Origin of the sequence: Paraburkholderia sp. J69-1 (assembly GCF_905220255.1) — a bacterium.
GTDB lineage: Bacteria > Pseudomonadota > Gammaproteobacteria > Burkholderiales > Burkholderiaceae > Paraburkholderia.
The window spans coordinates 503,508-517,730 of the sequence record NZ_CAJMZG010000003.1; the positions used below are offsets into that span (position 1 = coordinate 503,508).

At 65.4% G+C, this 14,223-nt stretch carries 11 protein-coding genes; 5 read left to right on the forward strand and 6 right to left on the reverse strand.

Annotated features, from left to right (window positions below):
* Positions 1 to 10 precede the first annotated feature (10 nt).
* Entirely contained in the window at positions 11 to 1,078 is a 1,068-nt protein-coding gene (locus tag U5A67_RS07895) for an AI-2E family transporter (RefSeq protein ID WP_321813621.1), read from the reverse strand.
* A 392-nt stretch (positions 1,079 to 1,470) separates the two neighbouring features.
* Between U5A67_RS07895 and U5A67_RS07900 the strand changes: the two genes are divergently transcribed.
* Complete coding sequence (locus U5A67_RS07900; protein ID WP_205987096.1) at positions 1,471 to 1,779, forward strand: DUF3331 domain-containing protein; 309 nt, start codon at positions 1,471 to 1,473, stop codon at positions 1,777 to 1,779.
* A 202-nt stretch (positions 1,780 to 1,981) separates the two neighbouring features.
* On the opposite strand, the gene U5A67_RS07905 is transcribed toward U5A67_RS07900, so the two are convergent.
* Positions 1,982 to 2,506, reverse strand: a complete 525-nt coding sequence (locus tag U5A67_RS07905) for a thioesterase family protein (protein ID WP_321813622.1) — start codon at positions 2,504 to 2,506, stop codon at positions 1,982 to 1,984.
* 163 nt (positions 2,507 to 2,669) lie between these two features.
* Here U5A67_RS07905 and U5A67_RS07910 point away from each other — a divergent pair, with 163 nt between their 5' ends.
* A complete protein-coding gene (locus tag U5A67_RS07910) occupies positions 2,670 to 5,243 on the forward strand; it encodes an adenosylcobalamin-dependent ribonucleoside-diphosphate reductase (protein ID WP_321813623.1) in 2,574 nt (857 codons plus the stop codon).
* A gap of 9 nt (positions 5,244 to 5,252) precedes the next feature.
* On the opposite strand, the gene U5A67_RS07915 is transcribed toward U5A67_RS07910, so the two are convergent.
* The 3 genes from U5A67_RS07915 to U5A67_RS07925 form a co-directional block, all read right to left on the reverse strand.
* On the reverse strand, positions 5,253 to 7,328 hold the full coding sequence (locus U5A67_RS07915) for an EAL domain-containing protein (RefSeq protein WP_321813624.1): 2,076 nt from the start codon (positions 7,326 to 7,328) through the stop codon (positions 5,253 to 5,255).
* A 222-nt stretch (positions 7,329 to 7,550) separates the two neighbouring features.
* Complete coding sequence (locus U5A67_RS07920) at positions 7,551 to 8,504, reverse strand: 2-hydroxyacid dehydrogenase (protein WP_321813625.1); 954 nt, start codon at positions 8,502 to 8,504, stop codon at positions 7,551 to 7,553.
* Positions 8,505 to 8,556: 52 nt separating this feature from the next.
* Positions 8,557 to 9,456: an AraC family transcriptional regulator gene (locus U5A67_RS07925; protein WP_415767796.1), complete on the reverse strand. Its 900-nt coding sequence runs from the start codon at positions 9,454 to 9,456 to the stop codon at positions 8,557 to 8,559.
* A gap of 413 nt (positions 9,457 to 9,869) precedes the next feature.
* Between U5A67_RS07925 and U5A67_RS07930 the strand changes: the two genes are divergently transcribed.
* Together U5A67_RS07930 and U5A67_RS07935 are read left to right on the forward strand one after the other, a co-directional pair.
* The gene (locus U5A67_RS07930) at positions 9,870 to 10,922 is read left to right on the forward strand and encodes an NAD(P)-dependent alcohol dehydrogenase (RefSeq protein ID WP_205987102.1); all 1,053 of its coding nucleotides are present in this window, start codon (positions 9,870 to 9,872) and stop codon (positions 10,920 to 10,922) included.
* Between the two features lie 373 nt (positions 10,923 to 11,295).
* Positions 11,296 to 12,252: a LysR family transcriptional regulator gene (locus U5A67_RS07935; RefSeq protein WP_321813626.1), complete on the forward strand. Its 957-nt coding sequence runs from the start codon at positions 11,296 to 11,298 to the stop codon at positions 12,250 to 12,252.
* Between the two features lie 57 nt (positions 12,253 to 12,309).
* On the opposite strand, the gene U5A67_RS07940 is transcribed toward U5A67_RS07935, so the two are convergent.
* Positions 12,310 to 13,002: a C39 family peptidase gene (locus U5A67_RS07940; RefSeq protein ID WP_321813686.1), complete on the reverse strand. Its 693-nt coding sequence runs from the start codon at positions 13,000 to 13,002 to the stop codon at positions 12,310 to 12,312.
* A 346-nt stretch (positions 13,003 to 13,348) separates the two neighbouring features.
* Here U5A67_RS07940 and U5A67_RS07945 point away from each other — a divergent pair, with 346 nt between their 5' ends.
* Entirely contained in the window at positions 13,349 to 14,203 is an 855-nt protein-coding gene (locus tag U5A67_RS07945) for a helix-turn-helix domain-containing protein (RefSeq protein WP_321813627.1), read from the forward strand.
* Positions 14,204 to 14,223: the final 20 nt, after the last annotated feature.

Sequence of the window (14,223 nt, forward strand, 5' to 3'; positions counted from 1 at the left end):
GCATCGAGCCTTATTCCGCCCAGTTCGCCCACAGCACCATCAGCACCGTCATCAGCGCGGGGCCGATAAAGATGCCGATCAGGCCAAACGTGGTCGCGCCGCCCAGGATGCCGAACAGCACGAGCAGGAAGGGCAGACGCGTCGAGTTGCCGATCAGCACGGGCCGCACGAAATGCTCGGCGACGAACACCACCACGAGGCCCGTCACCGCCACGGCCACGGCGCCCACCACCGCGCCCTGCGCCGCCAGCCACAGCGCCGCGCCGCAGAACACCAGCGGCGCGCAGAACGGCAGCATCGCCGCGATGGCCGTGACGGTGCCGAGCAACGCCGCGTGCGGCACGCCCGCGAACAGGTACGCGATGCCGAGCAGCACGCCCTCGCCCAGCCCGACCACCACGAGCCCCGTCACTGTCGCGCGCACGGCGGCGGCCATGCGCTGGAGCAATTGCGCGCCATCGGCGCCGAACGCGCGGCGCGCGCCGCGCATCACCGTGCCGGAGAGCTTCGGCCCCGCCTGCAGGATCACGAACAGCGTCACCAGCATGAAGCCGAAGGTCATCGACGCATGGACCGCGCGCGCGCCGAAATGCCGCCCGAACGTGACGATGGCGTCGCCGTGCAGGTTTTTCATCGCCGGCGAAGCCTTGAGCGGTTGCGTCAGATTGGCCTGCCACCAGTCGTTGACCTGGCGGCTGCCGAACGGCAGATGCGCGACGAAATCGGGCACCGGCACGCCGTTCTCCTGCGCCGTGCGCACCCACTGGTAGAGATCGTGCGCCTCGCCGCCGGCCTGGATCGCCGAAAGCGCGATCGGCAACACGACCAGCAAGGCGACAGCGACCGTCAGAACGGTCGCCAGCCACGTCGTACGGCCGCGGAACAGGCTGTGCCGCTCGATGGCCTGATAGGCCGGCCAGAGCACGATGGCGAGCACGCTCGCCCACGCGACGGCGGGCAGGAATTCGCGCACGACCCACAGCGCGATCAGGACGAGCACGGCGTACAGCGCAGCCGACGCGGCGCGCTGAAGTTTTTGCTCGTTTGCGGAGTTCGGAGCAGGCGGACGATGAATCATGTAACCTCGTGAAAATTCGACAAGACAGCCAGTGCGGCGCAGCAAAACCGCTGCCATCCAAGCCGCCAGCATAAGGGCGACAGACCGGAAACGCGAAGCAAGTACCAGGCCTTACGGCAGCTTTCCATCTGATTCGCATCGCCTTTCAGCGTTCCAACCCCGCTCCCATCCCGCCTTACAGGCCGATTTTCATGTCGCGCCTCGCACAACACTGCGTTGCACAAATTCGCAGGGTCGGCCTTCGATCGCCCGCAAACCCGCATTCCTTCGTTAACCCGTATATGTGCCAGATCGATTGTTGCCGTTTTTGGAATGGTGTTTCAACGGCGACACAATGGCACTTGACGCTTTAGAGGAATACATTCGCGGCAACCCCACTTACGGAGCCGACAATGAAGAAAAAAGCGTGCCTCGCGCTTGACGGAGCCAACGGTGAACGCATCGAAATCCTCGAACAAACGGATTCCGCGCTCGTGATCCGCTGGGTGGAACCCGGCCGCTGTCATTATGGCGAGCAGCGCTGGCGCCGCCGCTCGGCGCATACGTCGGGCACCTGCGCCGTGTCGCGCCGCAAGATCCGCCGCGGCGACGCTGTGTTCAAACCGGCCGAGCGCCCTGCGCCGCTGAACGCGTCGGTGATGATCGCAGCCGAAGTGTTCTGCGATCTGGTCGCCAACGTGCCGTACAGCGAAGCAGCCTGACGCGTTCAAGAGCGCTCCATACCGTCTCAAGACGGCACCAGCACGGCAACATTCCGGCACATTCTGGCCAGATAGCGACTGAGCGATTAGGTGAGATTCCCGTAATAATCGCGATCCAGACGATCGCAAGCGCCTCAAGGCGACCACGGACGACTCCCTGCGCTTCAGCCGCTCGAAGGCCACCGCCACAGCCCAGGCGGCTTCAGCCGGTGACCTGCCAGCCCAGCGCCTGCCGCACCGCGTCGAGCGAAATCGAGCGCCCGGCATAGCGCGCCGTCATGCCTGCGGACGCTTCGCCCAGCGCAGCCACGCGCGCGAGCACGTCGGGATCGAACGGCACGGCGCGCGGGATCTTCGGGTCCACATGCAGCAAAAGCTGCTCGCTCGCGCAGACCGGCGCCGCTTCATCGCCTGCTTCGCGATCGTCGGCAAACATCTCCAGATAGACCCGCACGCGCTTCGCGTCGTGCTCCAGCACCCGCACCTCCACCCGCAGCGGCGTGCCCTCCCGAACCTCGCGCAAATAGTTCACGTGCGCTTCCACCGTGTACATCGACCGGCCGCGCGCCTCGCGCTGCGCGGCGTCGAGCCCGATCGCGTCGAGCAGCGCATCGGTCGCCAGGCTGTAGATCAGCATATAAAAAGCGTCGCGCAGATGGCCGTTGTAATCGACCCATTCGGCGCGCACGCGGTCGCGGTAGACGACGCTGGGCGCGTGGTCGTTCATGTCCCCTCCTCCTGACCCGGAATTCGTGCAAAGCGCTCATGCCAAGCGGCGCGGCCAGTTTACCCATTGCGCCGATGCGGGCTTCGGCAAATGTGCGGGCACGCGCGCTGCCTCTGCGCTACTCTGAGCTAACGCAGCACGACCCGATCGCAAGGAACCGGCCATGGCAGAACATTCGCGTCCGCAGTCCGACTCAACGATCCCGCGCCCCGACGCGCAGCCTTTCTCGCTCGATGTGATGCTGGAAAAGTACGCGAAGGGCGACGAACGCAGCGCCGACGACATCTATCGGCGCGTCGCCCACGGCATCGCGCAGGCCGAGCCGCCCGCGCTGCGTGCGGAAATCGAGGCGCGCTTCGTCGATAACCTGCGGCACGGCGCCCTGGGCGCGGGACGCATCATGAGCGCGGCGGGCACCGGCATCGAAGCCACGCTGATCAACTGCTTCGTGCAGCCCGTGGGCGACAGCATCCAGGACGTGGACGACGAAGGCCGCCCCGGCATCTACGTGGCGCTGCTGCAGGCCGCCGAAACCATGCGGCGCGGCGGCGGCGTGGGCTACAACTTCTCGGCGATCCGGCCGCACGGCGCGCTGGTGCATTCGACGGGATCGAGCGCATCCGGGCCGTGCAGCTACATCGACGTGTTCGACGCCTCGTGCCGCACCGTCGAAAGCGCGGGCGCGCGGCGCGGCGCGCAGATGGCCGTGCTCGATTGCGATCACCCGGACCTGCCCGAATTCATCGAAGCCAAGCACTCGAAGGGACGCTGGAACAACTTCAACGTCTCCGTGGCGGTGACCGACGCCTTCATGCGCGCCGTCGAAAACGACGACATCTGGCAACTGGTCCATCGCGCCGAACCCTCGCCCGCGCTGCGCGCGGCAGGCGATCTGCGCCAACGCGAAGACGGCTTCTGGATCTACGCGGAGAAACGCGCGCGCGCGATCTGGGACACGATCATGCGCTCGACTTACGATATCGCCGAGCCGGGCGTGGTGTTCATCTCGCGCATGAACGAGGACAACAATCTGCGCGCCGTCGAGCGTATCCGCGCGACCAATCCGTGCGGCGAGCAGCCCTTGCCAGCTTACGGCTGCTGCAATCTCGGGCCGCTCGATCTCACGCGTTTCGTGCGCGAACCGTTCGCTTCATTGCGCGGCGGGAAAAATGTCGCCGCTTCGTTCGACTGGGAAGGACTGGTTGCACGCACAACCACACAGGTGCGCTTTCTCGACGATGTGCTCGACGTCACGCTCTGGCCTTTGCCCGAACAGCATGCGGAAGCGATAGCCAAGCGGCGCATCGGCGTCGGATTTACGGGCCTGGGCGATACGCTGGTTATGTTAGGTATCCGATATAACTCGGAAGAAGGCTGTGCATTCGGCGCGCGCGTGGGCCGCACGATGCGCGACGCGGCCTATCGCGCGTCGGTCGAACTCGCGCGCGAGCGCGGCGCGTTTACGCTCTTCGACGCGAATACCTATCTCGCGCCCGGCACCTTCGCCTCGCGCTTGCCCGAGGATCTGCAGGCGGCGATTCGCCAGCACGGCATCCGCAACAGCCATCTGCTCTCGATCGCGCCGACGGGCACGGTGAGCCTCGCTTTCGCCGACAACGTCTCGAACGGCATCGAGCCGGCCTTCTCGTGGACTTACCAGCGCACGCGCCGCATGGCCGACGGCAGCCGCGAAACCTTCGCCGTGGAAGATCATGCGTGGCGCCTCTATCGCACGATGGGCGGCGACGTGAACGCCCTGCCCGACTATTTCGTCAACGCGCTGCAGATGAGCGCTCAGGAACACGTGGCGATGATGGCAGCGGTGCAGCCTTTCGTCGATACCTCGATTTCGAAAACGGTGAACGTGCCCGCCGACTATCCGTTCGAGGCCTTCGAGAATCTCTATCTGGACGCGTGGCGGCGCGGGCTCAAGGGGCTCGCGACGTATCGGCCGAACGAGACGCTGGGCGCGGTGCTGCAAGTGTTGCCCACGAACGAGAACACGCCCGCCGATGCGCAAAGCGACGCGCTGCTCGATCCGCTGCGCGTGGCGATCGATCATCGGCCCAAGGGCGAGTTACCCGCCGTGATCGAGAAAATCGAATATCTGACGCAGACGGGCAAGGTGTCGCTTTACGTGGCGGTATCGTTTCTCGAAGTGACCGGCCAGGTGGGCGGCGAAACCGTGACGATCGAGCGGCCGATCGAATTCTTCATCCCCGTGGGCCAGCGCGACGAATCGCAGCAGTGGATCACCGCGACCATGCGTTCGCTGTCGCTGGCCGCGCGCGGCGGTTTTGTCGCGCGCAACCTGCAGGATCTGCGCAAGGTGTCGTGGGATCGCGGGCAGGTGCGCTATGGCGAAACGCAGCGGCTCGACGGCAAGCGCACGCCCTTGTGGCACGACTCGGAAGTCGCGGCGATTGCGTATGCGATCCAGCAGATTCTGCATCGGCGCGGGTTTCTCGATGCGGAGGGAAAGCAAGTGCCTTCGCGCTTGCTGGCGCAAAAGCGTGAGGCGGTTTCTTCCACGCGTTTGGCGGAAACAGTCGAAGAGTCGGCACGTGCCGGCGATCAGGTGCTGGACGGCCCGAATGCGCTGCCCGCCGATGCCACGCTCGCCACGCCTCATGCGATGTTCGGGCGTAAATGCGGTTCGTGCAGCGCGAATGCGGTGATCCGCAAGGACGGATGCGATTTTTGTACGGCATGTGGGGAGATTGGGACGTGTGGGTGAGCGAGGTGCTCAATGCACATGCGCCGCCACCCCCGCCTCCTGCGCCGCCGCCTCGATCGCCAGCATGAGGCGCGCGAGCGCGCGCTGCCACGCGGCGCTCGTGCGTCCGTCCGGCAACGCGCGCAGCAGATCGCGCTGGATCGCATCGCGCGTGGCACCGGCAGGCAAAATATCGCCGAGACCCACCAGCGCTTCGACCAGCGGATCGCGTGCAGCCGTCGCAGCGGAATCGGCCAGCAGATCGCGCGCCGCGCCCAGCGTCGTAGCGATCATGCGCACGCGCTCCTCCCACACCACGAAGCGCGCCAGCCGCGCCAGCACGCTCGCCGCCGCCGCCGCATCGGTCGTGCGCGGCTTGCCGCCGATCCACGCCGCCAGTTCGCCCGCAGGCATCGGCCGCGCGATCACATAACCCTGCGCGCCATCCACGCCCAGAACCGCGAGCGCTTCGAGCAGATCCGCAGCATCGACGCCTTCGGCCAGCACCAGTTTGCCGAGCGAATGCCCGAGCCGCGTCACCTGATACACCACCCGCAGCGCGTCGAGCGCGGCATCGCCGCCCAGTCGCGCGCCGCCCAGATGCGCGATCTCGCGATCGATCTTGATCCAGTCGAACGGCAGTTCGCGCAGCCGCGTCAGCCCGCTATGTCCCGAACCGAGATCGTCCTGCGCGAGCAGCACGCCCAAGGCGCGAAACTTCGCGAGGATCGCCCGCTGTCCCTGATTGAGCGATAACGCTTCGTTCTCCAGAACTTCCAGCGTGAGGCGCCCGCTCGGGCACGCATACTCCGCCAGCATGTCGCGCGTCGCGTCGAAATAGCGGATGTCGTTGAGCGCAGCCGGCGGCAGATTGATCGACATCTCCAGATCGTGGCCCGCTGCGAGCCAGCGCGCGCGATCGGCAAGCGCCTGCTGCAGGCCACGCGCGAACAGTTCGAGCAGATCGTCGGAGGCCAGCGCAAAGAGGAATTCATCGGGCGTAAGCAGGCGTTCGCCGTCGTGCAGCCGCGCGAGCGCTTCCACCTTCCCGCACTCGCCGCTCGCGAGACTCAATAGCGGCTGATAGTGCATTTCCAGCGCGCCGGTGCGCACGAGCGCGGCCCAATGCTGGCGCACGCTCATCGGCACTGCCGCCACGTGCAGGCCATCGTGCGTCTGCAGGCGCGTCACCGCGCAGCCCAGCAGCGTCTGCAACAGCTCGACAAAGGCAACCTGATCCGGCCCGACGAAGCCGCCCGGATACGCGCTGTAAAGCATCAGGATCGCAATCGGCGTCTGTCCCGGCGCGGCCAGCGGCAGCGCCACGGCCGAGCGCAGTCCTTCGCGTTCGGCGATATCGCGCCAGCGCGCCACCAGCGGATCGGTCTGATAATTGACCACGCGCTCGGGATTGCCGCTGCGCCATGCGCGCCCCACGGCGCCCTGACCCTGCGGATGATCGGCGCGCACGCTGATCTCGTGGCCCTGCGCCATCAGCACGTCGAGCAGGCCGTCGCCGTGCTTGCCGCCGGTTCCGCCAGTGCCGGCCTCGAAATGGAACATGCCGGCTTCATCGGGGCGGCCGATCGCACAGGCGGTCACTTCGTCGTGCGCGGCAAGCGTCGCCACGACCTGATCGATGAAATGGGTATAACTGCCCGCTTCCCAGACGATGCGCGTGATGCGCTGAAGTACGTCCTGCTGCGAGTCTTCGACGGATTGGTACGCTTTCAATTGCCAGGCAGTATCGGAGGTGAGGCGGCGCGCGTACAGAGCCAGCGCCTGGCTACTCACGTTGCGTCCGATCAGTTTGAAAATCAGTTCCTGCAGGATGCCGCGGCTGCGCACCAGCTCTTCCTTGTCGAGCCCGACGATGGCGTGAATGCGGCCGATGCGCATCGCCATGTCGGCATGCGCCTTCGCGGTCAATCCAGGCTGCGCAATGGCGAGGAGATTCTGGATCTGCTTCGATTTAAGCTGGGCGAGCTCGTGCTCCGACAGCATTTCCAGAATGCGCCGGGATTTGGGCAGGCGAGCCAGCTCCTCGTAGAAACGGTTGACTACGAGATCTGCTGTGCCTTGCAAAGCCTCGATCAAAGTGTGCATTAACGCGGCTCCCGGGCGGGGAAGTCGGCCGTCCATGCGCGGCGCGCGAGGCAACGGGCGAAGCGGCTATCGAGTACAGGTCGCTCAGGTCGCCATGATACGGCATGGCCGCGCGCACGGCCGTGCCCCACCGTACATAGCGCCGTCCAGGGCGGGAAAACGCCAGGCGATGGCGGTAAAAAACGGCGCGCCGGTTGCGGCGGGAAGCGCTTTAAAGCGATCTTAAAGCGGCGTGAGCAAGGCCTCGCCTGCAAAGCAGCGCGTGGCGTTGTCGATGAAATTGCGCACCGTGGCCGCGCGCACATCGGGCGACGTGCCCGCCACGTGCGGCGTAAGTACGATGTTTTGCAGCGCGATCAGCGCCTGCGGCGGTTCCGGCTCGCCTTCGTAGACGTCGAGTCCCGCACCGCCCAGCGCGCCTTCTGTCAGCGCCGCAGCGAGCGCCGCCGTATCCACCACGCTGCCACGCGAAACGTTGACGAGGAAACCTTCTGGCCCGAGCGCATCGAGCACCGCGCGATCGACCAGATGCTGCGTGAGCGCGCCGCCAGGCGTCGCGATGACGAGGCAATCGCTCCACTGCGCGAGCGCGAGAATTGAATCGAAATAACGCGCATTGGCATCTTCGCGCGGACGGCGGTTGTGATAACCGATCGTCATATCGAAGCCCGCTGCGCGCCGCGCAATTTTCGCGCCGATATGCCCATAACCGACGATCCCCAGACGCCGCCCCGTGAGCGTAGGCCGCATCGGCAAGGCGTCGCGCCAGACGCCCGCGCGGCACGCGGCGTCGTATTGCGGCACCGCACGCACGGCGGCGAGCAGCAGCGCCATGGCGTGATCGGCGACGCAATCGGCGTTCACACCCGCGCCGTTGCACAGCGCAATGCCGCGCGAACGCGCGTGATCGAGCGCGATGTTTTCGTAACCCGCGCCCAGCGCCGCCACCAGTTCGAGCGCGGGCATTGCGTCGATTTCGGCGGCGCTCAGGCCCGTGGTGCCGTTCGTGAGGACCGCACGCACCGTGCCGCCCAACTGCGCCACCGCCGCTTCGCGCTGCGTCGCGTCGGGCGCGTAGTGCACGTCGAAATGCTGCGCCAGCGCGGCAAGGTCGGCTTCGGTGAGCGGAATCAGCACAAGCAGGCGGATTTTTTCGGCGGGCACGCTGGCGTTCATATCGGCATCAATCCTCAGTCATGCGAATTATTGGCGCGCATTCGGCGAACGCTCAGGCGGCGGTGGCGTAACGCGCCACCACTTCCACGCGCGGCGCGGCGGCTTCGGCCGCGGTGCGCGCGCGGCGCATTTCGTCGGCGGGACTGCAGCCGAACAGGCGCTTGAATTCGCGGCTGAACTGCGAGGCGCTTTCGTAGCCCACGCGCGTGGCCGCCGCGCTCACGTTCATGCCGTCGTGCGCGATCAGAATGCGCGCGTGGTGCAGGCGCGTGGTCTTCACGTACTGCATCGGCGAAGTCTGCGTGACGGCCTTGAAGTGCGCGTGAAACACGGCGAGGCTCATGCCCGCTTCGGCGGCCAGCGTCACCACATCCAGAACGCCGCGGTAATCGGCGTGAATGCGGCGCAGCGCCTTGGCGATACGGCCGAAGTGATGCTGATGCGTGAGCGCCGCGCGGATCGCGTCGCCCTGCTCGCCCGTCAGCACGCGGTAGCAGATCTCGCGCACGATCGCCGGGCCGAGAATACGCGCGTCGCTCGGCTGCGCGAGCGCTTCGAGCAGGCGCAGCACGGCGTTCGAGAGCGGCGCGTCGAGCGGCGTGGCGTAAATGCCCACGGGTTCCGCCACGGCGCTGCCGCGTGTGTCGTCGAGCGCCATCAGCAATTCGGCGACCATGGTCAGATCGACGCGCACCGAAATCGCGAGCAGCGGCTTTTCCGGCGTCGCCTCGGTTTCGCACTCGAACGGCAGCGGCACGGACAGCACCAGATATTGCTGCGCGTCGTAGATAAAGGTCTGATCGCCGAGAAAGCCGCGCTTGCGGCCCTGACAGACGATAAAAATGCTCGGCTCGTACATCACCGGCTGGCGCGGGTGCGCCTGGCTGCCGCGAAACAGGCGCACGCCTTCGATGGCGCTTTGATGCGCGCCGTCGCGTTGCGTGAGCTGCATCAGCAGATCGACGACACGGCGCTGCATCGCGTCTTCGTTCTGGACGGCGACCGGATCGCGTTGATGACTGGGCAGGGAAACTGCTGTGGAGACCGGGCTGGCCGCAAGCGGCGCGTCGGTGGTGTGTGCGTTTTTCATGACAGAAGCGCCCCTAAATTCATCGGCAAAGGCGGAGAAACAGGCTTGCCAATCTATCACCGAATGCACGACTGCGCTGTTCGCCAGGAGGAACAGGCAAGTCTTCGATAGATTCAGGTATTCCCTGGGTGGGCTCCGATCCTTACGATGGGAACCCTGCCGCAACACCCGAACCGTCCAGCGCCGCCACGCGTTGCGCTGCGGTATTTGCGCTGCGTTTGTAGTGAATTTTCCGCGCTGTTTTTCAGGCAACCCAGATTCAGGAGTCACACGATATGTACCCGACCTACGGATATGCCGCTCGCGATGCTGCCTCGCCGCTCGCTCCCTTCGAATTCCAGCGCCGCGATCTGCGCGAACTCGATGTGCGTATCGACGTGCAGTTCTGCGGCGTGTGTCACTCCGACCTGCACCAGGCGCGCAACGAATGGCGCAACACGCTGTTCCCGGTCGTGCCGGGCCACGAGATCGTCGGCCGCGTCGCGGAAGTGGGCAAGGGCGTGACGCGCTACAAGGTGGGCGACCTCGTCGGCGTGGGCTGTCTCGTCGATTCGTGCCGCACCTGTTCGAGCTGCGAAGAAGGTCTCGAGCAATATTGCGAAAACGGTTTCGTCGGCACCTATAACGGCAACGACCGCGTGAGCGGCGATGTCACCTTCGGCGGTTATTCGACGCAACTCGTGGTCGACGAAGCCTTCGTGCTGCGCGTGCCGGACAACCTCGACGCCGCCGCGGCCGCGCCGCTGCTGTGCGCCGGCATCACCACGTATTCGCCGCTGCGCACGTGGGGCGCGGGCCCGGGCAAGAAGGTCGGCATCGTCGGTCTCGGCGGTCTTGGCCACATGGGCGTGAAGATCGCTCACGCGATGGGCGCGCATGTCGTGCTGTTCACCACCTCGCCTTCGAAGATCGAAGACGGTCTGCGCCTGGGCGCCGACGAAGTCGTGATTTCGAAGGACCCGGAGCAGATGGCGAAGCACGCCAACAGCTTCGACCTGATCGTCAACACGGTGGCCGCGCAGCACGATCTGAACCCGTTCATCGAACTGCTCAAGCGCGACGGCACGCTCACGCTGGTCGGCGCGCCGGAGCACGATCACCCGTCGCCGCAAGTGTTCAACCTGATCATGAAGCGCCGCCGTCTGGCGGGTTCGCTGATCGGTGGCATCGCGGAAACCCAGGAAATGCTGGACTTCTGCGGCAAGCATGGCCTCACGTCCGATATCGAAATGATCAAGATGCAGGACATCAACGACGCCTACGAGCGCATGCTCAAGAGCGACGTGAAGTACCGCTTCGTGATCGATATCGACTCGATGCGCAAGTAAGCGCGCAACCGAAGACGTAACGCCTTGCCCCGCCGGGCCGTCCATTCCGGACGGCCCGCCAGCCCCCGCTTCGAGGCCGATCTTCGCGGCCTCCCGCAGTCCCTGCGCAGTACCGCTTGTAGTCGAGCCGGCGTCCGCGTGCGCCGCCCTCCAACGAAGCACCAACCGTTCATCCACGGTCACCGCTGCCGCGCGTCGCTTTCCGCGAGACGCCGGCGTCGCGAAGCGTTTCCCGACGCAGCGCGGCTCAGCGCTTTTCCGCCGTTTTGCGCGAATGCCCAGAGGCATTCCACGGCATGGCGTTGAAATTTCGCGGAAATCGTTCCAGCCGTTTTAGCTCAGTTTTCAAGCCCGTCATTGAAGGAGCTCGCCCGTGATCGACCGCATCCAGGCGATGCGTACGTTCGTGCGCATCGTCGACACCAATAGCTTCACCAAAGCCGCGCAGTCGCTGGACATGCCGCGCGCCAGCGCCACCACGCTCATGCAGAGTCTCGAAGCGCTGCTGGGCACGCAGTTGCTCGTGCGCACCACGCGCCGCCTTTCGCTCACGCCGGAAGGCGCCGCTTACTATGAACGCGCCGCGCAAATCCTCGCCGATATCGACGACGCCGAAGCCAGCGTGCGTCAGTCGCCCGATGCCATCGGCGGGCGTTTGCGCGTGGAAATGCCGGGGCTGATCGCCAATGCGATCGTGCTGCCCGCGCTCGATGAATTCCACGCGCGTTATCCGCAGATCGGTCTGGTGATCGGCGTGAGTCTGCGTAACGTCGACCTGGTCGGCGAAGGCGTGGATTGCAGCATCCAGCTCGGCGAATTGCCGGATTCGGGTTTTGCCGCGCGCCGGCTCGGCCTGCTCGAACACGTGACCTGCGCGAGTCCCGCGTATCTCGCGCGTCATGGCGCGCCCGCCTCGCTCGACGAACTCGCGCAGCATCCCGTGGTGAATTTTCTGTCGCCGCTCACGGGGCGTCCGTACGAGTTCGACTTCGAGGTGGACGGCAGTCCGACCAAGGTGAAAGTGGACGGCTTCGTGCACGTGTCCGACGAATTCGCCTACCTCACCTGCGGCTTGCAGGGTTACGGGCTCGTGCAGCCGCCGCTGCTGGCCGCACAGCAGTATCTGGACAGCGGCGCGCTGGTCGAGGTCTTGCCGCAGTGGAAGCCGCTGCCGACGCCGGTGTCGGTCGCGTTCGTGAAGTCGCGTCAGCTTGCGCCGCGCGTGCGCGTGTTTATCGACTGGCTTGCGGAGCTGTTCGAAGACGCGGGCGCGCTCAATCGCGATCTGTCGCGCGTGAGGCAGTTGCTGGGGGGATTGCAGCCGGCTTGATATCGAGCAAAGGAAAGCGGCGCGGCGGTTGCGTGCAAACCGCCGCGCCGTATCCGCTTATTCGGCCAGATTGTCTTCGACGATGCGCGTGAGCGCCATGCCGCGCCGCGCGTGGAAACGCGCCACGGTTTCGTAGGGCAACCAGGCATCGGCCTGGTACGGCGCCACGCCCGACGGATTGTGGAACCACACGCCGCCATCGCTGCGGCCGTGCAGCAGGATCAGATGGCCGCCCTGGCTGTCGTTGGCGCGTTCGGGATAGCGGATCTCCGGGCTCACCGAAACGATCGCCAGCGTATCGGCGCTCAATCGCGCGGCGCTCGCCTTGATGTCTTCATCGGTGATCACTTCGACGCGCACGCCGTAGGCCGATTCCGCCCACGCGGCGAACGGGTGATAGATCATGCCGTCCACGCCGCCATCGTCGCGCATGCGGTAGACGTCGTGACGCAAGGCTTCTTCGAGCATGACCGCGCGCGGCGCGTGATCGATGCCCCAGTAATCGAGCGCGGATTCGAAGCAGGTCAAACCGCACAGGCGCTTTGCCCAGAAGCGGTATTGGTCGGCAGTCGCGAAACCGCTCGCACGCCAGGCCGGATCGTCGCAAGGATCGATCGCGTCCTCGACGATGCGCGCCACCCACTCCGGGCTGCCCCACTGGCTGTAATACGGTACGCCAAAATGGCGGATTTCCCGCTCATGAGCGCCGGAGCGGCGCTGCCCGGCTACGTGTTCGCGCGATGCCTGCATATTGATTTCGTTCAAGCTTTCCCATCCCAATGTCGTTATGCGACCGTAATCGGCCTGAAAGGACAAACCCGAGCCCCGGCTCGTGAAATGCGCGTACAAAGTTCATTGTCGCAGACACGCGTGACGTTCGCGGGATGCGTGTCTACGGGCTTTTACCAGGCTGCGAGCGGGTGTTTGCATCGGTGTGATTTGACCCTTAATGTTGTCATACAAAAGCTTGAGCGATTGTCAAATGATGCGTTTAGAATATTGTGCGCCCTTCCTCTGTCAGGATTATTCGTCCCGGCGGCGGCACTGCGGCACGCGATAATTAGCCCAATTCCGACTCCATCACCCCATTAGCAGTATGTCGAACGTTGCACACACAACCGACTCGGCCGCGGTCGCGGAGCGCGTACGCGAGCTGATGAGCCGTCATGGAATCGGCAAGCGTCAGCAGACGACCGAGCTATGCCGGATTCTCGAGCTGAGCTTTTCGCAAGGGCACCGCAAGCTGCGCGGCAACAGCCCGTGGACGCTCGCGCAGATCACCAGGGTAGCTGAAGCATTCGGCGAGCCGGCGGGCCAGTTGTTCGGCGCGCAACTGCTCGATCCCGGCATGGTGGGCGCGACCGCGCAGGATGCGCTGCTGTGCGTGAGCGCGGTGGAGCTTGCCTGTACGGCGTGGATTGGCGCGCCGGTGGAAGCGGGCACGCGCCCCGACTTCGTCGCGTACGAGAAGCAGGGCCAATGGCGCGTGGTGCGCCCGGACGGCGCGCTTTATCAGAACACGCGCGAAGTCCACAAGATCGAGATCTACCCGCGCCGCGCGGAGGCCGACAAGCCGCTGATCGCCGTGGTCGACGACGATCAGACGTCCGCCGACAATCTGCGCGATTATCTGGAGCACAGCGGCTACGCGGCGCATGCGCTCTACGGCCTCGCGGCATTCACGCAGGCGCTCGAAAACAACGTGTTCGACGGCGTGGTGATCGACTGGCTGTTCGGCAGCCAGACCGCCGCCGAGGCGATCCGCCAGGTGCGCGCGTCCGAGAACCCGGAAGCGCCGATCTTCGTGCTGACCGGCGAACTGCTGACCGGCAAGGCCAGCGAATCGGAAATCAGCCAGGTGGTGCGCCACTACAACGTGGCCTGCTATGAGAAGCCCGCGCGTATGGCGATTCTGGTCGCCGATCTCTCCAAGCGACTGAATCGCAGCTAAACACGTCGCGCCTGAAAACC

Coding starts and splice junctions, on each gene's coding strand:
- U5A67_RS07895 (WP_321813621.1), bottom strand. CDS start 1,078: ATGATTCATCGTCCGCCTGCTCCGAACTCCGCAAACGAGCAAAAACTT.
- U5A67_RS07900 (WP_205987096.1), top strand. CDS start 1,471: ATGAAGAAAAAAGCGTGCCTCGCGCTTGACGGAGCCAACGGTGAACGC.
- U5A67_RS07905 (WP_321813622.1), bottom strand. CDS start 2,506: ATGAACGACCACGCGCCCAGCGTCGTCTACCGCGACCGCGTGCGCGCC.
- U5A67_RS07910 (WP_321813623.1), top strand. CDS start 2,670: ATGGCAGAACATTCGCGTCCGCAGTCCGACTCAACGATCCCGCGCCCC.
- U5A67_RS07915 (WP_321813624.1), bottom strand. CDS start 7,328: ATGCACACTTTGATCGAGGCTTTGCAAGGCACAGCAGATCTCGTAGTC.
- U5A67_RS07920 (WP_321813625.1), bottom strand. CDS start 8,504: ATGAACGCCAGCGTGCCCGCCGAAAAAATCCGCCTGCTTGTGCTGATT.
- U5A67_RS07925 (WP_415767796.1), bottom strand. CDS start 9,456: ATGCAGCTCACGCAACGCGACGGCGCGCATCAAAGCGCCATCGAAGGC.
- U5A67_RS07930 (WP_205987102.1), top strand. CDS start 9,870: ATGTACCCGACCTACGGATATGCCGCTCGCGATGCTGCCTCGCCGCTC.
- U5A67_RS07940 (WP_321813686.1), bottom strand. CDS start 13,002: ATGCAGGCATCGCGCGAACACGTAGCCGGGCAGCGCCGCTCCGGCGCT.
- U5A67_RS07945 (WP_321813627.1), top strand. CDS start 13,349: ATGTCGAACGTTGCACACACAACCGACTCGGCCGCGGTCGCGGAGCGC.